Raw genomic sequence first — 20,908 nt, forward strand, 5'->3', positions numbered from 1 at the left:
GCGCGTGAACGACGCCTCGCCGCCCCTCGTCGAGATCAGCCACGTCGCGAAGTCGTACCGGCGCGGCAACCAGGTCGTGCCAGTGCTGACCGACATCACGCTCGACATCGGCGCAGGCGACTTCGTCGCGCTGATGGGGCCGTCGGGTTCCGGCAAGAGCACGCTGCTCAATCTCGTCGCCGGCATCGACCGGCCCGACAGCGGCGAGCTGCGCGTGGGCGGCCTCGACATCTCGCGGCTCGAGGAAGCGCAACTGGCCGAATGGCGCGCGGCGAACGTCGGCTTCATCTTCCAGTTCTACAACCTGATGCCGGTGCTCACCGCGTTCGAGAACGTCGAGCTGCCGCTGATGCTCACGCACCTGTCGCGCCGCGAACGGCGCGAGCGCGTCGAGCTGGTGCTCGACATGGTGAATCTCGGCGACCGGACCAGCCATTACCCGTCCGAGCTGTCGGGCGGCCAGCAGCAGCGCGTCGCGATCGCGCGCGCGCTGATCACCGACCCGGTGCTGATCGTCGCCGACGAGCCGACCGGCGACCTCGACCGCGCGTCGGCCACCGACGTGCTCGCGATGCTGCAGCGGATGAACGCGGAGCTCGGCAAGACGATCATCATGGTGACCCACGATGCGCACGCGGCTGCCGCCGCGCAGTCGCTCGTGCATCTGGAGAAAGGAGAGTTGATCGATGGGCACGCCGTCTGACGGACGGGAGCGCGCACGATGATGGTGTTCAAGCTGATCGCGCGCAACGCGCTGCGGCACCGGCTGCGCACGCTGCTGACCGTGCTCGGGCTGACCATCGCGGTGCTGGCGTTCGGGCTGCTGCACACCGTCGTCGACGCGTGGTACGCGGGCGCGGCCGCAGCGTCGAGCGGCCGGCTCGTCACGCGCAACGCGATCTCGCTCGTGTTCCCGCTGCCGGTCAGCTACGAGAACCGGATCCGCGGCGTCGACGGCGTGACGGCCGTGGTCCGCTCGAACTGGTTCGGCGGCATCTACCGCGACCCGAAGAACTTCTTCGCGAGCTTCGCGGTGTCGGAAAACTACCTCGACCTGTATCCGGAATTCATCCTCCCGGCGCAGCAGCGCGCCGACTACGTCCGCGACCGCCGCGGCTGCCTGGTCGGGCGCCAGCTCGCGACGCAGTTCGGCTTCAAGGTCGGCGACGTGATTCCGCTGAAGGGCACGATCTATCCGGGCACGTGGGATTTCGTCGTGCGCGGCATTCTCGACGGCCGCGACGACTCGACGATCACGCGCCAGCTGGTGTTCCACTGGGACTACCTGAACGAGACGGTGCGCAAGCGCACGCCGAAGCAGGCCGACCAGGTCGGCGTGTTCGTGCTCGGCGTCGCGCACGCGGACGACGGCGCCGCGATCGCGCGCAACGTCGACGCGGTGTTCAGGAACTCGCTCGCCGAAACGCTGACCGAGACCGAACAGGCGTTCCAGCTCGGCTTCGTCGCGATGTCGAACCAGATCATCGCGGCGATCCGCGTCGTGTCGTACGTGGTGATCCTGATCATCATGGCCGTGATGGCGAACGCGATGGCGATGAGCGCGCGCGAACGCACCGCCGAATATGCGACGCTGAAGGCGCTCGGCTTCGGCCCCGGTTTTCTCGCGCTGCTCGTGTTCGGCGAATCGGTCGTGATCGCGGTGGCGGGCGGCGGGCTCGGGATGCTCGCGACGCTGCCGGCCGCGAGCCTCTTCAAGCAGGCCGCGGGCGGCATCTTTCCGGTGTTCAGGGTGTCGGACGGGACGATGGCGCTGCAGGCCGCGTGCTCGATCGCGGTCGGCTTCGCGGCCGCGCTGGTGCCGGCGTGGCAGGCGGCACGCGTGCGCGTGGTCGAAGGCCTGCGGGCGATCGGCTAGAGGCGCGCATCGATGGCCATTCCGCTCACCTACATCGCGCGCAACCTGTGGACCCGCCGGCTCACCACCGCGCTCACCGCGGGCGGGATGGCGCTGGTGATCTTCGTGTTCGCGACCGTGCAGATGCTCGACGCGGGGCTCACGCAGACGCTCGTGTCGACCGGCGAACCCGACAACGCCGTGGTGATCCGCAAGGGTGCGGAAACCGAGATCCAGAGTGCGATCGACCACCAGCAGGCCAACGCACTCGAGATGCATCCGGCCGTCGCGCTCGGCCCCGACGGCCGGCCGCAGGTGTCGAAGGAAGCCGTCGTGCTGATCTCGCTCGTGAAGACGTCGACCGGCAAGCCGTCCAACGTCGTGATCCGCGGCGTGTCGCCGGCCGGCCTCGCGCTGCGCCCGCGCGTGAAGCTGGTCGCGGGCCGCACGTTCGCGCCGGGCTCGTCGGAGATCGTCGTCGGCAGCGCGATCGCGAGAGGCTTCAGCGGCACGCAGCTCGGCGACCGCCTGCATTTCGCGCAGCGCGACTGGACCGTCGTCGGCATCTTCGACGCGGGCGGCAGCGGCTTCGATTCGGAGATCTGGGGCGACGTCGACCAGCTGATGCAGTCGTTCCGGCGCACCAGCTATTCGTCGATGGTGCTGCGCATCCCGAGCGCCGACGGTTTCGCGCGCTTCAAGGCCGACATCGACGTCGACCCGCGCCTCACCGACGAAGCGAAGCGCGAGCAGACGTTTTACGGCGACCAGTCGAAGGCGCTGTCGACCTTCATCAACATCCTCGGCATCACGCTGTCGACGATCTTCTCGATCGCCGCGATGATCGGCGCGATGATCACGATGTATGCATCGGTCGCGAACCGCACCGCCGAGATCGGCACGCTGCGCGCGCTCGGCTTCAAGCGCATGAACGTGCTCGCCGCGTTCCTGCTGGAGGCGCTGCTGCTCGGCTTCGTCGGCGGCGTCGCGGGGCTCGCGTGCGCGTCGCTGATGGAGTTCGCGTCGTTCTCGACGACCAACTTCCAGACTTTCTCCGACCTGTCGTTCCGTTTCGTGCTGACGCCCGCGATCGTCGTGAAGACGCTGCTGTTCTCGCTCGTGATGGGGCTCGTCGGCGGGTTCCTGCCGGCGATGCGCGCCGCGCGGCTGAGCATCGTCGACGCGCTGCGCGCGCAGTGACGCGCGCGGCCGCTCACGCTGGGCGCTCGCGCGGCACCCACGCGCCGTGGAACCCGGCCGGCACGCGGCGCGGCAGGTGCACGGTCGCGACCGGCGCCGCGTCGATCGCGCGCGCATCGAGGATCACGACGTCGCTCGTATCCGTCGCCGCGCGGTAGACCACCACCAGCAGCCAGCCGTCGTCCTCGTCGGTGCCGCCCGGGCGCGGCACGAACACCGGCTCGCCATTCTGGTCGCCGGCCGGCACCGCGTAACGCGTCGTCGTGCCGCGCATGTGATCGAAGCGCATCACGCCGCGCATCTCGGTGTGGTTCGGCTGCTCGGCCGCATACAGGTAACGGTAGCGGCGCCCGGTCCGGCTTTCGTTGATGCGCGGCAGCTCGATGCCCCCATCGGCGAGCGGCCCCTCGTCGACCAGCCCGTTCGCGGTATCGATCACGTAGCGCCACAGTTCGCCGACCGGGTTGTCGGCGAACCGGCCGGTGCGCGCGTCGAGCCGCAGGAACCACGGATAGCGCACCGCATCGAGCACGATGCACGACGCATCGCAGTCGTACGCGTTCACCACGTGCTGGATGAAGCACGGCTCGATCCCGAACCAGCGCACGTCGCCGCCGTGGCGCGGCATCACGCCGATCCGCGCGTCGCGGTCGTCGTGCCAGCGCAGCGGCATCCGGTGCCCGTGCTTCAGCATCGCGAAGTCGTAACCCACGTTCAGGTCGAGCAGCAGGCTGCGGGTCTCGGTGATCGCGAGGTCGTGCATCATCGACGGCGCGCGCACGTCGACCGCGAGGTCGACGCGCTGCACGCCCTGCGCGTCCGCGACACCGTAGCGCAGCCAAGGCGCGCGCCAGTCCGCGCGAAACAGGATCAGTTCGCCGGTCACCGGATCGACCTTCGGATGCGCGGTCATCGCGCCGCCGAACGCCGCGTGCCGCGCGGGCGCACCGAGCGTGTCGAGCGCGGCCGTGATCGCGAGCGGCGTGCCGCCTTCGGCCAGCGCGAGCAATTCGCCCGCGTGCTGCAGCACGTTCACGTTCGGATTCGTGTCGGGCAGATGCGGCGCCTGCTCCGGCGCGTGAACATCGGCCCAGCGGCGCGTGCGGGCCCAGCGGTTCCGGTAACCGGCGGCGCGGCCGCGTTCGAACGCGATCGCGTGCAGCATCGCCGCTTCCGGCCACCACGACAGCACGTCGTTGCCTTCGAAACGGCCGCCCGGCGGATTCGGGCCGTTGCGCAGCAGCGTGCCGTCGAGTTCGGGCGGGATCGTGCCGGTCACGCGCAGGTCGACGAGGTCGGCTTCGTCGGCGACCGGCGCGGTCGCGCCGTGGTTCAGATCGAACGTCGTCATCGCGTCGTGTGCTCCTTCAGCAGTCTTCGGTCGACGGCGGCAGATCGCCGCGCGCCAGTGCGAGCGCATGGTCGCGCACGTCGTCCGGCCAGCCGGCGACCCACTCGGCCAGCCGCGCCAGGTCGTTCGCATACAGCGCGCGCGCGGCCTCCTCGAAACCGGGCAGGTCGCCCGCGATCGCGGACATGAAGTGATAGGCGCGCGCCTGCGCGTCGCGGCGCCGGTCGGCCGCCGCATGCGTGCGCCGCGCGTCCTCGACGAGCTTGCGCAGCGCGACGGACGCGCCGCCCGGCTGCGCGGCGAGCCACTCCCAGTGACGCGGCAGCAACGTGACCTCGCGCGAGACGACGCCGAGCTTCGGACGGCCGCGGCCGCGTTGTTCGCCCGCCCCGCCTCCCTCGCCGGCGGGCGCGGATGCATCGCCCGGCGCTGCCGCGTAACGCGCGCGGATATCGTCCGCCGTGCCGCGCAGGTCGAGGTCGATCGAGCGGCCGGTCGCGTCGTCGAAGATCACGATCGTGCCGGACATGGCGTCGCCGGCCGCCTGCCGGACCGCGACCGCCACCGTCGCGAGCGGGCCCGACGCGACGCGCCGGTGGCCGTCGAACGCCGTGTAGGAAGGGAGAAGTGTGGAGAGCGTCATCGTGGTCGCCCGTGGGCAGAAATCGGAATGACGCTATTTTTATCCGGGTATAAATTGAATGTCAATATCACCCGGGTAAAAATTTGCCGACGCCGTGCGCGCGTCGGGTGAGCGCGCTGTCCGGTCTTCAGGGCGTCGCGGCCGGCATCGCGGTCACGCGCGCGCTGGCGAGCGCATCGTCGAGCGACACGTGTCCTTCGAAGGCCGACGACGCCGGTAGCGGCCGGTTTTCCTCGATCGCGTGAGCGAACTGCACGCCGGCGTCGTCGGCGAGCCGTGCGCGCAGCGCGGCGACGCGCGGAAACGCATCCTGCTCGAACACCGCGTGATAGTCGGCCCAGCGGGCGATTCCCGCGAAATACGCGTCGGCCAGCGTGCGTTGCGCGCCGAGCAACCACGGACCGTCGCCGCGCTCGAGCAGCGCTTCGAGGTGACGGTGCGCCTTCAGCACCTTGCCGCGACCGTATGCCTGCAGCACGGCTTTCTCGGCGCCTTCGGCGCCGTGTTCGTACACGTACCAGAGCGCGCCGAACGCGCTGAAGAACGTCGTGTTCAACCACTCGAGCATGCGGTTCAGACGGTCGAAATCCGCGCTGCCCTGGCGGAACGCGAGGCCGCTGTCGAGCGCCTGTGCGCCGACATGGCCGAGGATCGCGACGCTTTCGGTCAGCACGTCGCCGTTCGCGGTCACGAACGCCGGCGTCTCGGCGGCGGGGTTCAGCGCGAGGAACGCGTCGCTCGTCACGAGGCCCGGCATCGTGATGCGCGACAGCCGGTAAGGCCGGCCTGCCCATTCGAGCGCGACGATCGAGCCGAACGAGCAGCCGGCGGGAATGCCGTAGAGAAGGATCGGAGACATGGGGATTTCGCAGAAGTTGATCGAGCAATCATGCTCCCATGACGAACGATCGCGCAGTAGCCGCTAGAATCGAAACCCGTCGTTTCTCCTGGTGGACGCTGACAGTGAATCTGAACGATCTCTACCTCTTCGTACAAGCGGTCGACGCGGGCAGCATGTCGGCGGCCGCACGTCGGCTCGACCTGCCGAAATCGACGGTCAGCAAGCGCGTGGCCGAGCTCGAGCGCACGCTCGGCGCGCGGCTCGTGCATCGCACGTCGCGCAGCTTCCGACTGACGCCGGTCGGCGCCGAATTCTTCGAGCATGCGCGCGCGGCGGTGATCGAGGCCGAAAGTGCGCGCGACGCCGTGCTGCGGCAGGCGGCCGAACCGGCCGGCGTCGTGCGGATCACGAGTTCGGTGCCGGTGGCGCAGCACATCCTCGCGCCATGCCTGCCGGCGCTGGCGATCGCGCACCCGAAGCTGCTGCTGCAGATTCACGCGAGCGACCGGCTCGTCGACATCGCGCAGGAAGGCTTCGACATCGCGGTCCGCAGTCATTTCGCGCCGCTTCCCGATTCCGCACTCGTGCAACGGCCGCTGGCCACGTCGCCGATCGTCGCCGTTGCGTCGCCGGCATATCTCGCGCGTGCCGGCACACCGGACGCGCCGACCGACCTCGCGCGGCACGACGGGCTTCATCCGGGTCCTCAGCCATGGCGGCTGCAGCGCGCCGGCGACACCGTCGACGTCGCCCCGCGCATCCGGATGCAGGCGGACGAGTCGACGCTGCTGCTGCAAGCCGCGACGGCCGGCCTCGGGATCGCCTGCCTGCCCGACTGGATCGCCGGCGCCGCGCTCGCGTCGGGCGCGCTCGTGCGCGTGCTGCCCGGCTGGCGGGCCGGCACCGTCACGACCACACTGCTGATGCCGCACCGGCGCGGCCAGTTGCCTGGCGTGCGCGCCGCGGTCGAGTTTCTCGCGGAACACGTCGCGGCCCACCATGGCGCCGACCCGGACGACGCGCACGCGTGAACGAACCTTCCGGCGAATCGCGCCCACGATTCGCGCCCGCCTCCAATCGATTCAATTCCTGAATCGATCAAGTCAGTAATTGGCATGAAAGCGCATATTTCGCCGTGACAGAATGATCCGGACGCCGCGCCCCGGGCATCGGCGTCCGGCCTCCGGCCGGCAACACCGCCACGAAAAACGCGTGCACCCGACGCGCAGCCGCATGACGGCACCTTCCGCCCTTCGGAGGAGACACTGATGAATCCGCTTCACGCATTGCCGGCGTCCGCGTCGGCAACGGCCCGGCGCACCCGCGTGCGCTGGCTCGTGCTGACCGTGCTGTTCGCGGTCACGACGATCAACTACGCGGATCGCGCGGCGATCGCGATCGCGGGCCCGGCGCTGGCCCGCGCGCTGCACCTGAGCCACGTGCAGATGGGCTTCATCTTCTCGGCGTTCGGCTGGTCGTACGTGATCGCGCAACTGCCGGGCGGCTGGCTGCTCGACCGCTTCGGGTCGCGCATCGTCTATGCGTTCAGCATCTTCTTCTGGTCGCTGTTCACGCTGCTGCAGGGCGGCATCGGCTTCTTCGGCGGCGCGGCCGCGTTCGCGCTGCTGTTCGGATTGCGCTTCCTGGTCGGCGCGGCCGAGGCGCCGTCGTTCCCGGCCAACAGCCGGATCGTGTCCACCTGGTTCCCGGCCGCGGAGCGCGGCACCGCGTCGGCGATCTTCAATGCCGCGCAGTACGCGGCGACCGTCGTGTTCGCGCCGCTGATGGGCTGGCTCGTGCACGCGTACGGCTGGCAGTCGGTGTTCGCGGTGATGGGCGTGCTCGGCTTCGCGTTCGTGCTGGTGTGGAACCGCACGATGTACGACCCGAAGGCGCACCCGCGTATCAACGATGCAGAGCTCGACTACCTCGCCGAAGGCGGCGCGCTCGTCAACATCGACCAGGCGACCGGCGCGCGCGACGGCGGGCCGTCGATGCGTCACGTGAAGGCGCTGCTGAGGAACCGGATGCTCGTCGGCGTGTACGTCGCGCAGTACTGCATCAACGCGCTCACCTACTTCTTCATCACGTGGTTCCCCGTCTATCTCGTGCAGGCGCGCGGGATGTCGATCCTCAACGCGGGGCTCGTCGCGTCGATCCCCGCCGTGTGCGGCTTCCTCGGCGGGATTCTCGGCGGCATCGTGTCCGACGCGCTGCTCAAGCAGGGCCAGTCGCTGTCGGTCGCGCGCAAGGTGCCGATCGTGATCGGCATGCTGCTGTCGATGTCGATGATCGTCTGCAACTACACCGACTCGCACGTGCTGGTCGTGCTGTTCATGGCGCTGTCGTTCTTCGGCAAGGGGCTCGGCGCGCTCGGCTGGGCCGTCAACGCCGACACCGCGCCGCGCCAGATCGCCGGCCTGAGCGGCGCGCTGCTCAACACGTGCGGCAATCTTTCCAGCATCACCACGCCGATCGCGATCGGCTATATCGTCGACCGCAGCGGCTCGTTCAACGGCGCGCTGGTGTACGTCGTCGCGCACGCGCTGGTCGCCGTGATCTGCTACCTGTTCGTCGTCGGCGAGATCCGCCGCGTCGAGCTGAACTGAACGGCGCGGGCCGCGCCGGCGGGTCCGGCGGCCCGTGCATCACCGGAACCAGGAGCGAACCGATGTCCGAATCCCGCCGTGCCGGCACGCCGCGCGTCACGCGCATGCAGGTCATCCCCGTCGCCGGCCGCGACAGCATGCTGCTGAACCTGTGCGGCGCGCACGCACCGTATTTCACGCGCAACCTCGTGATCCTCGACGACAGCAGCGGCCACACGGGCGTCGGCGAAGTGCCCGGCGGCGAAGGCATCCGCCAGGCGCTCGAGCGGATGACCGATCTTGTGGTCGGCCAGTCGATCGGGCGTTACCAGGCGACGCTCAACGCGGTGCGCGCGGCGTTGTCCGGCGCCGGTGCGACGGCCGGCCGGACGATCCGGCACGAGGTGACGTCGGCCGGCGAGGCGGCCGTGCTGCGCCAGCCGCACGAGATCAACCTGCGACTCGACAACGTGATCACCGCGATCGAGGCCGCGCTGCTGGACCTGCTCGGCCAGCATCTCGACGTGCCGGTCGCGGCGCTGCTCGGCGAAGGCCAGCAGCGCGACGCGGTGCCGATGCTCGCGTACCTGTTCTACATCGGCGAGCGGCGCCGCACCGACCTGCCGTATCGCGACGAGACGCACGCCGCCGATCCGTGGTTCCGGCTGCGCAACGAAGCCGCGCTCACGCCGGCCGCGATCGCGCAGCAGGCCGAGGCCGCGGTCGAGCGCTACGGCTTCGCCGATTTCAAGCTGAAGGGCGGCGTGATGGCCGGCGCGGACGAGATGGAAGCGATCGCGGCGATCAAGGCGCGCTTTCCCGACGCGCGCGCGACGCTCGACCCGAACGGCGCGTGGTCGCTCGACGAAGCGGTCGCGCTGTGTCGCGGGCAAGGTCATCTGCTCGCGTACGCGGAGGATCCGTGCGGGCCGGAAGCCGGTTATTCGGGCCGCGAGGTGATGGCCGAGTTCCGGCGCGCGACCGGCATTCCGACCGCGACCAACATGATCGCGACCGACTGGCGGCAGATGGATCATGCGGTGCGGCTGCAGGCGGTCGACATCCCGCTCGCCGATCCGCACTTCTGGACGATGCAGGGCTCGGTGCGGCTCGCGCAGCTGTGCCGCGACTGGGGGCTCACGTGGGGTTCGCACTCGAACAACCACTTCGACGTGTCGCTGGCGATGTTCACGCATGCGGCCGCGGCGGCGCCCGGCACGATCACCGCGATCGACACGCACTGGATCTGGCAGGAAGGCGACGCGCGGCTCACGCGCGAGCCGCTCGAGATCGTCGGCGGCCAGGTGGCCGTGCCGGAGCGGCCAGGGCTCGGGATCGAGCTCGACATGGCGCAGGTCGAGGCCGCGCACGCGCTGTATCGCGAGGTCGGCGGCACGGCGCGCGACGATGCGATGGCGATGCGGTATCTGGTGCCGGGCTGGACGTACGATCCGAAGCGGCCGAGTTTCGGGCAGGGGTGACGGCGGCGGAGCGGGACACGCGGAAAAACAAAAGGGCCCGGTCTTGCGACCGGGCCCTTCGGAATCCGTTGGTGGAGCGGAGGAGGATCGAACTCCCGACCTTCGCATTGCGAACGCGACGCTCTCCCAGCTGAGCTACCGCCCCAACAGACAACCATCATACACATGCATTTCCGCGCTTGGCAATAGGGGTTCCGTCACCCCGACGCGTCACTTCGACGGCGCGCCGGCCAGCACCCATTCGACCACGGCGCGCAGATCCGCGTCGCTCATGCGCGGGTGTGCCGGCATCGGAATCGCGCCCCACACGCCGGAGCCGCCGTCCTTCACCTTCTTCGACAGCTTCGCGACGGCCTGCGGATCGGACTTGTAGCGCGCGGCGATGTCCTTGAACGACGGACCGACGAGCTTGCGGTCCACTGCGTGGCAGCCCATGCAGGCATTGCCGCGCGCGACCTTCAGGCCGTCGCCGACGTCCGCATGCGCCGTGCCGAGCGTGCCGGCCGCGAGCGCGGCCGCCGCGGCGCCCTGCACCATCCATTGCTTCAACTTCATCTGCGTCGACTTCATTGCGGCGTGGCCTTCGGGTTACCCGGATGCACGCTCGACGAATTCGAGATCGGCGCCGGCGGTTGCAGCGGCGTGGACTGGACCGACGCATCGGGCACGGCACCGACCGTCGCGGCATCCGCGGGCGCGGCGGCGGGCTGCGCGCCGGATGCCCCGCTCGGCGACGCGGCCTGCAGTGCCTGCGCGTCCTGCGGCTGGATGTACTGGAACACCTTCACGACCTTCTCGACGCCCGGCACCTGGCTCGCCGCATCCGCGCCGCGATTGCCTTCGTCGACCGTCACGAGACCCAGCAGGTAGATGTTGCCGCGCTCGCTGACGACCTTGTAGTAGTTCGCCGACAGCCCCTTCGTCGCGATGAACTCGGACTTCACGCGTCCTTCGAGATACGAGTCGTTCGCGCGCGACGACAGCGACGATGCCGGCTCGACCGACAGCTCGTTGACGATGCCGTTCACGTTGTTGATGCCGCGCACGATTTCCTCGGCGCGCTGCTTCGATGCGTCGTTCGGCACTTCGCCCGTCAGCAGCACGCGGCGGTTGAACACCGTCACGTTCACGTGCGACTGGTCCGGCAGCCCGTTGTTGATCTGCGTGAGCGACTTGACCTGGATCTCGCGATCCTCGGTCTGCGCGCCGAGCGTGCGGCGATCGGTCGCGATCAGCGCGCCGCCGCCGGCCGCCGCACCCAGCACGCCGAGCACGCAACCCTGCAGCGACATCGCGAGGCCCGCCGTCAGCGCGGCGAGCAACGTGGTTCTGACGAGCGTCTGTTTGACGCGGCTTTGGTTCATCGACGGCTCTCCTTCGTTCAATCCTCACCCAGCAGCATCGCGTCGATGCCGTCGCACAGGCAGTGGATGGTCAGCAGATGGACTTCATGGACGCGCGCCGCGCGCGAGGCGGGCACGCTGATCGGAATATCGGTATCGGACAGCGCGGCCGCGACAGCGTGGCCGTCGCCGCCCGTCAGCGCGACGACGGTCATCTCGCGCTCGTGTGCCTCGTCGATCGCGGCCAGCACGCGCGGCGACGCGCCGCTCGCGTCGAGCACCAGCAGGATGTCGCCGGTCTGCCCGAGCACGCGCACCTGCTGCGCGAACAGCTGGTCGACGGCGGATGCCCCCATGAGGCCGCCCTGCGACGCATCGGTGGCCAGCGCGATCGCGGGCAGGCCCGGACGCTCGCGCTCGAAGCCGCCAACGAGCGACACGGCGAGGTAGTGCGCGGCAGCGGCCGACGGGCCGTCGCCGCACGCGACGATCTTGTTGCCGTTCGCCAGCGCGGCGAACATCGCATCGACCGCGGCTGCGATCGGCAGCGACAGCGCGTCGGCCGCTTCGGCGTGTAGCGCGGCGCTGTCACGGAAATGTTGCTGAATACGTTCGACTGACATCGATTCCTGGTGAACTGGGCGCGTGGGCACACCGCGCGCAACGTCATGGGTGCGGCGAGTTTACCGCACTCCGGCACCCTCTCCGGGGGTATGACGAGAACTCTTTACATCTCGTCACAGCTCGCGGCTACGCATCGTCGGCACGAAATGCATCGCGCAGCCACTCGAGCCGGCCGGCCTCGAACGCGACGACGTCGAAACGGCACGCGGCACCCGCGCCATGCCGTACCCAGAAATGAAGCGCGGCCGCAACCAGACGCCGCCGCTTGCGCCAGCCGATGCTCGCGGCCGCGCCACCGTGCCGCGTGCTGCGCCGCGCGCGCACCTCGACGAACACGAGCGTGCCGTCGGGCGTGCGCATCACGAGGTCGAGTTCGCCGCCGCGCATCGTCACGTTCGCCGCGACGAACGCGAGACCGCGGCGCTCCAGGAACTGCCGCGCGCGCTGCTCGAACGTCGCGCCAACCGACCTGGATCGCGCCGCGCCGGAAAAATTGCCGCCGCCGCGCGGCAAACCGCGCTCGCCGCCCGGCGCGGCCGGCGCCGCGTGGCACAATGCCGTCCTTGTTCCGCTTGCGCCGCGATTGCGCGCATTGCCTGCCATGACTGCCCTCCTCGAACTCGCGCAAACACAGCACTACCCGGACGCCGCGCTCTACGTGGTCGCGACGCCGATCGGCAACACCGCCGACATCACGCTGCGCGCGCTGCACGTGCTCGGCCTCGCCGACCGCATCGCGGCCGAAGACACGCGCAACACGGGCCAGCTGCTGGCCCGCTACGGGATCTCGAAGCCGCTCGTCGCCGTGCACGAGCACAACGAACGCGAAGCCGCGCTGCGCGTGATCGAGCTGCTGCGCGCCGGCGAACGCGTCGCGTACGTGTCGGACGCCGGCACGCCCGGCATTTCGGACCCGGGCGCGCGGCTCGTCGACGCCGTGCGCGCGGCCGGCCTCGCGGTGATTCCGCTGCCGGGCGCGAGCGCGGCCGTGACCGCGCTCAGCGTGGCGGGCGATTGGGCCGGCACGTTCACGTTCGCGGGCTTCCTGCCGCCGAAGGCGAAGCAGCGTGCGAGCGCGCTGCAGGCGCTCGTGCAGCACCCGTACGCGCTGGTGTTCTACGAAGCGCCGCACCGGATCGCGGACACCGTCGCCGCCCTCGCCGACGTGTTCGGCCCCGCGCGCCGGCTGCTGATTGCGCGCGAGCTCACCAAGCTACACGAGCAGCTGTTCCAGGGCACCCTGGCCGAAGGACAGAGCTGGCTCGACGGCGATGCGAACCGGCAGCGCGGCGAGTTCGTGCTGGTCGTGGAAGGCGCGCCGGCCGACGGCGGCGAAGCCGACGACACCGCGCACGACGCGCTGCTCAAGCTGCTGCTGGAAGAAGTGCCGGTGAAGAGCGCGGCGAAGCTCGCGGCCGCGCTGACGGGCGCGTCGCGCAACGCGCTGTATGCGCGCGCGCTGGTGCTGAAGGAAGGCTGACGCGCGAGCACGGACGGCCTCCGCCGCCCGGCACGCGGAAATGCAAAAGGGCTGCCCGAAGGCAGCCCTTTTGCGTAGGCGGACGAACCGCCGCGTTACCTCGCCGAGACCGACGCCAACATTTCGTCGCGTGCCTCGCGCGCTTCCTGCGGCGACAGCCCTTCGATCTTCACGCGGCCCGTGCCGGCGTGCACGAGGCCGATCATCCGGGCAGCGGCATACGACAGGTCGAGCACGCGGCCGCGCTTGTACGGCCCGCGATCATTGACCTTCACGACGACCCACTTGCCGGTCGACGCGTTCGTCACCCTGATGTACGACGACAGCGGCAGCGTGCGATGCGCGGCGGTCAGCGCGTTCATGTTGAAGCGCTCGCCGTTCGCGGTGCGGCGGCCGTGGAAATCCCGGCCATACCACGATGCCCGGCCCGTCTGGCGGAAGTCGGACACATCCTTGCCGTCGATCGGCTCGGCGTCCGCCAGCGACGACTTCTTCGCGTCCTTGCTGTCGGCAGCCGGCATCGATGCCAGCGCGGAATCGAAATTCAGTTGCTGCTTGTCGTCATCCGCTTTCGCGGCCGCGGCCGTCTTGTTGGCCGCGTTCTTCTGGTTGTCGCTGCCGGTAGTCTGGCTGGGTGGCACCGCACAGCCCGTCAGCGCAAAAAATAAAGCAATGGTCCCGAATCGAGTCGGAAATCGAAAATTCATCGACGTGTCGCCTTCTGGTTCGGGCCGCACCAGTACAACGCTGCTGAACAACGCAGATACGCGGCCCGGACGGCAAATGCGTGCACGCCCCGCTCGGCTACGCGAGCAGGCGGCTAGCATGGGCGCGGCTTTCGTTTCTGCCGCAACCGTCCTGATTAGTTTTCACGTCTGGCGCAACCTGTCCCCGGCAGCCTGACCAGACCCCACATGCCGCCATCGAACATGGCTTTCACGTTCGCGCGCGTCGCGTACGGCCAACGCACAGGAACGGCGGCACAGGCCTCATCCGGCGGCGCGGCAGCAGGGCCGCAGACGGGCGCGCAGCACCCGGCCGGACAAGACGTGAGCACCGAATGCTCGGTGCTGGATACACCGCCGGACTCCCCGGCGGTCGATGCTTGACGGTGAATCCGACACCCCATTTAACGGGGTCGAAACACCAGCGAATTGCGTGAAATTCACGCGCAATGGGGCGCATTATACATAAACCAAAAGCCTGTCTCGAAAAGGCCCCCGTCCGGACCATTGATTCTCGCTATGGCTGTAACAATCGGGATGCTCCGGGATTGCCCGCACGAGCGGCGTCCGACACCGCACCGCAGGGCCGGCATGCCGCGCGCGCGACCGGTACAATCGCTCCTTTTAGCCGCCGCGGTGCCTCCATGAAAGTCACGCTCATTCCGGTCACGCCGTTCCAGCAGAACTGCTCGCTGCTCGTCTGCGAAAAGACCGGCCGCGCCGCCGTCGTCGATCCGGGCGGCGATCTCGAACGGATCGAACAGGAGATCGCGCGGCAGAACGTGCAGGTCGAGAAGGTGCTGCTCACGCACGGCCACGTCGATCACTGCGCGGGCGCGAAGGCACTCGCGACGCACTACGGCGTGCCGATCGTGGGACCGCAGGAAGACGAGCGCTTCTGGATCGAGCAACTGCCGATGCAGAGCCAGCGCTTCGGCTTCCCGGCCGCCGAAACGTTCGAGCCGGACCACTGGCTGAACGACGGCGACACCGTGCAGTTCGGCGACGAAACGCTCGAGGTCTATCACTGCCCCGGCCACACGCCCGGCCACGTCGTGTTCTTCAGCCGCGCGCATCGCGTCGCGATCGTCGGCGACGTGCTGTTCGCCGGCTCGATCGGCCGCACCGATTTCCCGCGCGGCAACCACGCGGACCTCGTGCGCTCGATCAAGGAGAAGCTGTGGCCGCTCGGCGACGACGTCACGTTCGTGCCGGGCCACGGCCCGGTGTCGACCTTCGGCGACGAGCGCCGCACGAATCCGTTCGTGTCCGACAAGGTGTTCGGATGAACCAGACCGCCATCCCCGAAATCTACGTCAGCACCGACGTCGAGGCCGACGGGCCGATTCCCGGCCCGCACTCGATGCTGAGCTTCGCGTCGGCTGCCTATACGGAGGACAAGCAGCTGATCGCGACGTTCTCCGCGAACCTGGAGACGCTGCCCGGCGCGCAGGCCCATCCGGTGCAGGAAGCGTGGTGGAAGACGGAGCCGCAAGCGTGGGCCGCGTGCCGGCGCGACCTGCAGGCGCCGGCGGCCGCGCTCGTCGCGTACGTCGAATGGGTCGAGGCGCTGCCCGGCAAGCCGGTGTTCGTCGCGATGCCGGCCGGCTTCGATTTCACGTTCATGTTCTGGTACATGATGCACTTCGCCGGACGCTGCCCGTTCTCGTGGTCGGCGCTCGACATCAAGACGCTCGCGTTCGCGATGACGGGCCTGCCGTACCGCAAGGCGATCAAGCCGCGCTTTCCGAAGCACTGGTTCGACGATCATCCGCACACGCACGTCGCGCTCGACGACGCGATCGAGCAAGGCGCGCTGTTCTGCAACATGCTCGCCGACCTGCGCCGCCAGCAAGCCGCGCTCGCGGGCCTCGCGGTGGCCGACACCGATCGGTCGGAACAGGCGGGAGCGGGACAAAACCCAACGGATCCGCGGGCAAATTAGCGAATCTCGCTCAACGGCGCGCCGCCAGATTGCCTTTCCTTTCCCGGGCCTCTAACATTCAGCGTGTTGTAGCTGCCGCATGGAGGCGCAGGTGACGCTCGATTCCTTTTCGCAAAAAATCCTTCGCCTGTTGCAGCTCGACGCGCGCCGTTCCGTGCAGGAAATCTCCGACCAGGTCGGCCTGTCGAGTACGCCGTGCTGGCGCCGCATCAAGGACATGGAACAGTCCGGCGTGATCCAGCGCTACACCGCGCTGCTCGATCGCGAGAAGCTCGGCCTGCACGTCTGTGCGCTCGCGCACGTGCACCTGACCCGCCACAACGAAGGCGGCGTCGAACAGTTCGAGCGCGAGATCGCGACCTGCCCGGAAGTCACCGAGTGCTACAGCACGACGGGCGAAGCCGATTACATCCTCAAGATCGTCGCCCCCGACATCAAGGCCTACGACGTCTTCCTGCACGAACGGATCTTCAAGATCCCGGCCGTGTCGCAGGTGCGCACGAGCGTCGTGCTGCGCGAAATCAAGTTCGACACGCAACTGCCGCTGTAACGCGCGGCCCGCGGTCGCGGGCGCCGCTCACGCCTGCGCCGGCAGCCCGCGCGTGAAGCCGATCCGGCGCGCGCCGAACTGGCGCTTCAGCGCGTCGACATCGAGCCGGCCGGCCAGCGCCGCGTCGGTATCGCCCGCGCCGGCGTCGAGCGTCACGTCGATCTCGAGCCCCGTACTCAGGTAGTGCAGGTTGATCGCGGCCGGATGCAGCCCGCGCTGCGCGAGCGCGGCCTCGAGCCGCGCCGCGATCTCGGCGCGCGGCGGCAGTGCGAGCGCCGGACGGCGCGCCACATCGTTCTCGGGGTCGACGTGGATCAGCGCGTCGAGCACGCGCGGGTCACGCAGCACGCGCGCTCGTGCGGTTTCCGCGATGTAATGCCCTTCGGAGACGGAGATCATCGGATCGACGAGGATGTGCGCGTCGACGAGCGCCGCATCGCCCATCTTGCGCGTGCGCAGGTCGTGCACGTCGCGCACGCCCGGCGTCGCGGCGAGCAGCGCGCGGATCTCGGCCGTGTCGGTGGTGTCGAGTGCGCGATCCGACAGGTCCTGCAGCGCGTCATAGCCGAACGTCCAGCCCATGCGCGCGACCATGAAGCCGACGATCGCGGCGGCGATCGGGTCGAGCAGCCGCACGCCGGCGAGACTGCCGACGATGCCGATCGCGACGACGAGCGACGATGCGGCGTCCGAGCGCGCATGCCATGCGTTCGCGACGAGCATCGCCGAACGCACGCGCCGCGCCTCGCGCAGCATGTAGCGGAACAGCGCCTCTTTCGACACGAGCACCGTGAGCGCGACGATCAGCGCGGAAAAATGGACGGCCGGGATGTTTTCGAGATTCACGAGACGGTTGCCGGCGCGCCAGAGCATGCCAATGCCGACCGCGATCAGGATCGCGCCGAGAAACAGCGACGCGACGGTCTCGTAGCGGCTGTGTCCGTAATTGTGATCGGCATCCGGCGATGCGCCACTATGGCGATTCGCAACCAGTACGACAAAATCCGAGATCAAATCGGAAATCGAATGGATACCATCGGCAATCAATGCCTGCGAATGCGCAACCACGCCGACGACGATCTGAAACGTCGCAAGCACCACATTCAGCACGATACTGACGAGGGTGCTCTTGCGCGCGACCGCGTGCTTATCTGCGCTTTGTGCGTCGTCGGAAAACGTGGACATGAAATACGAGATATCGGTTGGGATACGTAATTCTACCAAACGACCCTCGCGGGGCATTCCGATAACCCCAAATTTTCCATTTAAATCAATCGCTTATGCGAACGGGTCGCATTTTCATTCACGCGCCGTTTCTGACATTTTCATGACAGAACGCATACATTCCGATCCCACGATACAAAAAAGCCGCGCTCCTGCACGGATACGCGGCTCTTTTCGAGGCAATGATTTAAACGATCGTTTAAATCGAGAACTGTTCGCGGTCCTTGCCGGCGATCCAGCGCGGCGGCTTGCCACGGCCCGACCACGTCGCGCCCGTTTCCGGATCGCGGTACTTCGCTGCCACGCCTGCGCGCGGACGACCGACCTTGCCTGCCTTCGCGCGGCTGAGGCCGAGTTCGGCGAGCGAAAAGCCGTAGTCGGCAATTTTCTGCTTCACGTCATTCAGCACTTCGGCGTATTCGCGCGACTTCGCTTCTTCGATTTGCTTCTCCAGCTTCTCCCGCTGGGCCAGCAGGTCCTTGTAAGAAGACATAGTTTCCCTTTCGATATGACCAATGGCGCCGATCTGCTGCCGGCTCACCATTCATGAAATATTTGTGCCTCGGATTTTGAAGGCAGAGATTAGCACAAAAAAGATTTGATAGAAGCAGGATTCACGAAAATCCCGAGACCAATTGTAATTCACGCATGTCATTTTGACCGGCCACGGCCTTTTCTCAAATTTTTACGCGCTTGCATAGAGATTAGGACATTACCGATCCGGAAATAGGTCTATCAACATACGCAATTACCCGCATTCGGAAAAATCAAAGCTTTCATCCGGCGACATGTTTGCGAAAATCGTACGGCGCGTGACGCTAAACAGACAAAGCTGAATCCGCGGCCTCACGTCACATCCCGCGCGCAGGCCATCAACCGCTCGCGCAGCGCGCCGGCATCGCCGGGCACCGGGTCGAACGGCGTGCGCACACGGCGGCCGTCGCAGCGCCAGTCGGCGCCGTGGCGGTCGACGCCGAGCAGGTCGAGCCCGGCGCGGCGCGCAGCGCTCGAGTCGTATGCGTCCCACAGCGCCCGTTCGTCGTCGAACCCGAGCGGCGGCAGCGCATCGAGGCCGGTGCCGTCCACCCAGCCCATCCGGCCGAATCCGCCGATATAGCGCAGCCGCTCGATCTCGAGCGCCCAGAACGTGAAATCGCCGAGCGCGAGATAGCGCGCGGCGTCGGGTTCGTAGCGCAGGTAGCGCGCGGCGACATGCGGCGCGTCGCCGAGCGGCACGAAGCGGCCGAGCAGCGTCGCGCGCTCGGCGTTCAGCACGTCGCCGTCCGGCGCGTCGACGACCAGGAAGCCCGCGCGCGGATCGGCGGCGAGGTTGCGTGTGTGCTCGGCGAGGCCGCTCACGAGAATCACGGGCCGATGATCCGCATCGGGTGCGAACGGCACGACCGTCGGATAGGGAAAGCCTTGCGGGTCGCGCGCGTGGGTCGCGAGCGTGCCGAGCGCGCAGCGATGCAGCAGGTGCAAGGCAAGGACGGGATCGATGTTCACGGTGACTCCTGCGTTCGGAAGGCCTGGTGGCAAGGGTGGCGAAGGCGGGCCGCGCCGGAACGCGTCGGGCACGCCGCCTGCGCATCGATGTTACCCGCGGCGGCGGCTTGCCGGGCATCGGCCGGATGGCCGACGCGCCGCGTGAAAGCGAAGTGCGCGCCGATCACGACCGGCCGCACGGCCAGCGCGCCGGCAAGACCGTAAACGGTTCGATAGAATCGGACGAATCCGACGGGCGCGACGCGCCCGCGCATCGTCCATTCAAGAGCGTTCCGTGTCCGAATCCTCCTCCCGATCCTCGTCCGACTTTTCCGCACCGCCCGACGCGCATCGCGTGCTGGCGTTGCCAGTCCGCCAGCGCGCACGCACGGCCACGATGGCGCTGTTCTTCGTCGCCGGCATGATGTACGCGTCGTGGGGCGTGCACGTGCCGACCGTGCGCGACAAGTTCGCGTTGAGCCCGGGGCTGCTGTCGATCGCGCTGTTCGCGGTCGCGGGCGGCTCCATCGCCGCGATGCTGACGATCGCGCGCTGGATCGCGCGCGTCGGCTCGCGCACCGCGTGCCTCGCGGGCGGGCTCGTGATGTCCGCCTGCGCGGCGCTGATCCTCGTGGTCCCCGATTACTGGATGCTGCTCGTCGTGCTCGCGCTGTTCGGCTTCTCGATGGCGACGCTCGACGTCGCGATGAATGCCGAGGCGAGCGCGGTCGAGATCGCGCTCGGCAAGCCGATCATGTCGTCGCTGCACGGGATGTTCAGCATCGGCGGGATGTCGGGGGCGGCGGCCGGCGGCGCGCTGCTGTCGGCCGGCATGGCGCCGGCCGTGCATCTCGCGCTCGCGGCGGCCGTCAGCGCCGCGGTGCTGCTCGCCGCGAGCCCGGCCGTGCTGCCGCACGTGCCGCATCACGAACACGCGCACGGCGGCGGCAACCGCTGGCGCTCGCCCGCGCTGTGGATGCTCGGCGGCATCGCGCTGATCGCACTGATCGCCGAAGGCGCGATGTACGACTGGGCGACCGTCTACATGCGCGACGTCGTCGCGGCGAGCCCCGCGCTCGCGAGCGCCGCGTATGCGGCGTTCTCCGGCGGGATGGCGGTCGCGCGTTTCGCCGGCGACGCGGTGCGCGCGCGCTTCGGCGCGCCGCAGCTCGTGTTCGCGAGCGCGTCGCTCGCGTGCGCCGGGATGATCGGCGCACTGCTGCTGCCGAACCGGATCGCCGTGCTGACGGGCTTCACGCTGATGGGTCTCGGCCTCGCGAACATGATGCCCGTGCTGTTCGCCGCCGCCGCGCGCGTGAAAGGCATCCACGCGGCCGAAGGCCTCGCGCACGTGGCCGGGCTCGCGTATTTCGGACTGCTGTTCGGTCCGGTCGTGATCGGCGCGGTCGCGCAGACCGCGAACCTGACCATCGGGCTGGCGGTCGTCGCGCTGTGCGCGGCGCTCGTCGCGGCCGTCGCACCGAAGGTCCTCGCACACCTGAAGATCTGACCGCGCAGCGGGCGCGCCAAAAAGAAAGCGCGCCTGCGTTGCCGCAGGCGCGCTTTCACCCCT

Annotated in this window: 22 protein-coding genes and 1 tRNA gene; 11 read left to right on the plus strand and 12 right to left on the minus strand. The window is 68.6% G+C overall.

The genetic code is table 11. The features are described from left to right. The first annotated feature begins 4 nt into the window (after window positions 1-4). From U4Z64_RS27760 to U4Z64_RS27770, 3 genes are read left to right on the plus strand one after another with little or no spacing between them, the layout of a single operon-like run. Window positions 5-703, plus strand: coding sequence for an ABC transporter ATP-binding protein (locus U4Z64_RS27760; protein ID WP_124520499.1), 699 nt, complete (start codon window positions 5-7; stop codon window positions 701-703). Between the two features lie 18 nt (window positions 704-721). Next, window positions 722-1,876, plus strand: coding sequence for an ABC transporter permease (locus tag U4Z64_RS27765; protein WP_321821655.1), 1,155 nt, complete (start codon window positions 722-724; stop codon window positions 1,874-1,876). 12 nt (window positions 1,877-1,888) lie between these two features. After that, window positions 1,889-3,055 (plus strand): ABC transporter permease, encoded by a 1,167-nt coding sequence (locus tag U4Z64_RS27770; RefSeq protein WP_321821656.1) that lies wholly within the window; start codon window positions 1,889-1,891, stop codon window positions 3,053-3,055. A 13-nt stretch (window positions 3,056-3,068) separates the two neighbouring features. On the opposite strand, the gene U4Z64_RS27775 is transcribed toward U4Z64_RS27770, so the two are convergent. The 3 genes from U4Z64_RS27775 to U4Z64_RS27785 all read right to left on the minus strand — a co-directional run bounded on the left by U4Z64_RS27775 (window position 3,069) and on the right by U4Z64_RS27785 (window position 5,908). Then, a complete protein-coding gene (locus tag U4Z64_RS27775; RefSeq protein WP_321821657.1) occupies window positions 3,069-4,406 on the minus strand; it encodes a carotenoid oxygenase family protein in 1,338 nt (445 codons plus the stop codon). A gap of 16 nt (window positions 4,407-4,422) precedes the next feature. Continuing rightward, window positions 4,423-5,049, minus strand: coding sequence for a DUF2239 family protein (locus tag U4Z64_RS27780; protein WP_321821658.1), 627 nt, complete (start codon window positions 5,047-5,049; stop codon window positions 4,423-4,425). A 127-nt stretch (window positions 5,050-5,176) separates the two neighbouring features. After that, window positions 5,177-5,908, minus strand: coding sequence for a glutathione S-transferase (locus U4Z64_RS27785; protein ID WP_321821659.1), 732 nt, complete (start codon window positions 5,906-5,908; stop codon window positions 5,177-5,179). A gap of 38 nt (window positions 5,909-5,946) precedes the next feature. On the opposite strand from U4Z64_RS27785, the gene U4Z64_RS27790 reads away from it, so the two are divergent. The 3 genes from U4Z64_RS27790 (at window position 5,947) to U4Z64_RS27800 (ending at window position 9,959) form a co-directional block, all read left to right on the plus strand. Continuing rightward, window positions 5,947-6,921, plus strand: coding sequence for a LysR substrate-binding domain-containing protein (locus U4Z64_RS27790; RefSeq protein WP_321821660.1), 975 nt, complete (start codon window positions 5,947-5,949; stop codon window positions 6,919-6,921). Window positions 6,922-7,158: 237 nt separating this feature from the next. Continuing rightward, window positions 7,159-8,499: an MFS transporter gene (locus U4Z64_RS27795; protein WP_124489222.1), complete on the plus strand. Its 1,341-nt coding sequence runs from the start codon at window positions 7,159-7,161 to the stop codon at window positions 8,497-8,499. A gap of 62 nt (window positions 8,500-8,561) precedes the next feature. Next, the gene (locus U4Z64_RS27800) at window positions 8,562-9,959 is read left to right on the plus strand and encodes an enolase C-terminal domain-like protein (RefSeq protein ID WP_321821661.1); all 1,398 of its coding nucleotides are present in this window, start codon (window positions 8,562-8,564) and stop codon (window positions 9,957-9,959) included. Between the two features lie 69 nt (window positions 9,960-10,028). Here U4Z64_RS27800 and U4Z64_RS27805 read toward each other — a convergent pair. From U4Z64_RS27805 to U4Z64_RS27825, 5 genes are all read right to left on the minus strand, one after another. Then, window positions 10,029-10,104: transfer RNA gene (locus tag U4Z64_RS27805), tRNA-Ala, on the minus strand. A gap of 65 nt (window positions 10,105-10,169) precedes the next feature. Next, a complete protein-coding gene (locus tag U4Z64_RS27810) occupies window positions 10,170-10,529 on the minus strand; it encodes a c-type cytochrome (protein ID WP_321821662.1) in 360 nt (119 codons plus the stop codon). Beyond that, entirely contained in the window at window positions 10,526-11,323 is a 798-nt protein-coding gene (locus U4Z64_RS27815; RefSeq protein ID WP_044846349.1) for a BON domain-containing protein, read from the minus strand. The genes U4Z64_RS27810 and U4Z64_RS27815 overlap by 4 nt, the downstream gene beginning before the upstream one ends. A gap of 17 nt (window positions 11,324-11,340) precedes the next feature. Further along, a complete protein-coding gene (locus U4Z64_RS27820) occupies window positions 11,341-11,925 on the minus strand; it encodes an SIS domain-containing protein (RefSeq protein WP_321821663.1) in 585 nt (194 codons plus the stop codon). Between the two features lie 127 nt (window positions 11,926-12,052). Further along, on the minus strand, window positions 12,053-12,481 hold the full coding sequence (locus U4Z64_RS27825; RefSeq protein ID WP_321821696.1) for a YraN family protein: 429 nt from the start codon (window positions 12,479-12,481) through the stop codon (window positions 12,053-12,055). 46 nt (window positions 12,482-12,527) lie between these two features. Between U4Z64_RS27825 and rsmI the strand changes: the two genes are divergently transcribed. Then, window positions 12,528-13,406 carry a 16S rRNA (cytidine(1402)-2'-O)-methyltransferase gene (gene rsmI, locus U4Z64_RS27830; protein ID WP_321821664.1) on the plus strand — a complete coding sequence of 293 codons (879 nt, stop codon included), beginning with the start codon at window positions 12,528-12,530 and terminating at the stop codon, window positions 13,404-13,406. Window positions 13,407-13,501: 95 nt separating this feature from the next. Here the strand turns inward: rsmI and U4Z64_RS27835 are convergent, their stop codons facing one another. Further along, complete coding sequence (locus tag U4Z64_RS27835; protein ID WP_044846353.1) at window positions 13,502-14,113, minus strand: septal ring lytic transglycosylase RlpA family protein; 612 nt, start codon at window positions 14,111-14,113, stop codon at window positions 13,502-13,504. Between the two features lie 662 nt (window positions 14,114-14,775). Here U4Z64_RS27835 and U4Z64_RS27840 point away from each other — a divergent pair. The 3 genes from U4Z64_RS27840 to U4Z64_RS27850 all read left to right on the plus strand — a co-directional run bounded on the left by U4Z64_RS27840 (window position 14,776) and on the right by U4Z64_RS27850 (window position 16,626). Continuing rightward, window positions 14,776-15,420 carry an MBL fold metallo-hydrolase gene (locus tag U4Z64_RS27840; RefSeq protein ID WP_044846354.1) on the plus strand — a complete coding sequence of 215 codons (645 nt, stop codon included), beginning with the start codon at window positions 14,776-14,778 and terminating at the stop codon, window positions 15,418-15,420. Further along, a complete protein-coding gene (locus U4Z64_RS27845) occupies window positions 15,417-16,076 on the plus strand; it encodes an exonuclease (protein ID WP_044846355.1) in 660 nt (219 codons plus the stop codon). Before U4Z64_RS27840 ends, U4Z64_RS27845 begins: the two co-directional genes overlap by 4 nt. 79 nt (window positions 16,077-16,155) lie before the next feature. Next, window positions 16,156-16,626 (plus strand): Lrp/AsnC family transcriptional regulator, encoded by a 471-nt coding sequence (locus U4Z64_RS27850; RefSeq protein ID WP_006477376.1) that lies wholly within the window; start codon window positions 16,156-16,158, stop codon window positions 16,624-16,626. A 27-nt stretch (window positions 16,627-16,653) separates the two neighbouring features. Here the strand turns inward: U4Z64_RS27850 and U4Z64_RS27855 are convergent, their stop codons facing one another. The 3 genes from U4Z64_RS27855 to U4Z64_RS27865 form a co-directional block, all read right to left on the minus strand. Then, entirely contained in the window at window positions 16,654-17,811 is a 1,158-nt protein-coding gene (locus U4Z64_RS27855) for a cation diffusion facilitator family transporter (protein ID WP_044846356.1), read from the minus strand. A gap of 238 nt (window positions 17,812-18,049) precedes the next feature. Further along, a complete protein-coding gene (locus U4Z64_RS27860) occupies window positions 18,050-18,343 on the minus strand; it encodes an H-NS family nucleoid-associated regulatory protein (RefSeq protein WP_096508184.1) in 294 nt (97 codons plus the stop codon). Between the two features lie 353 nt (window positions 18,344-18,696). Beyond that, window positions 18,697-19,356: a HugZ family protein gene (locus tag U4Z64_RS27865; protein WP_044846358.1), complete on the minus strand. Its 660-nt coding sequence runs from the start codon at window positions 19,354-19,356 to the stop codon at window positions 18,697-18,699. A 274-nt stretch (window positions 19,357-19,630) separates the two neighbouring features. Between U4Z64_RS27865 and U4Z64_RS27870 the strand changes: the two genes are divergently transcribed. Beyond that, on the plus strand, window positions 19,631-20,845 hold the full coding sequence (locus tag U4Z64_RS27870) for an MFS transporter (protein WP_321821665.1): 1,215 nt from the start codon (window positions 19,631-19,633) through the stop codon (window positions 20,843-20,845). The last annotated feature ends 63 nt before the right edge of the window (window positions 20,846-20,908 follow it).

This window comes from Burkholderia sp. BCC1996 (assembly GCF_905339955.1).
GTDB lineage: Bacteria > Pseudomonadota > Gammaproteobacteria > Burkholderiales > Burkholderiaceae > Burkholderia.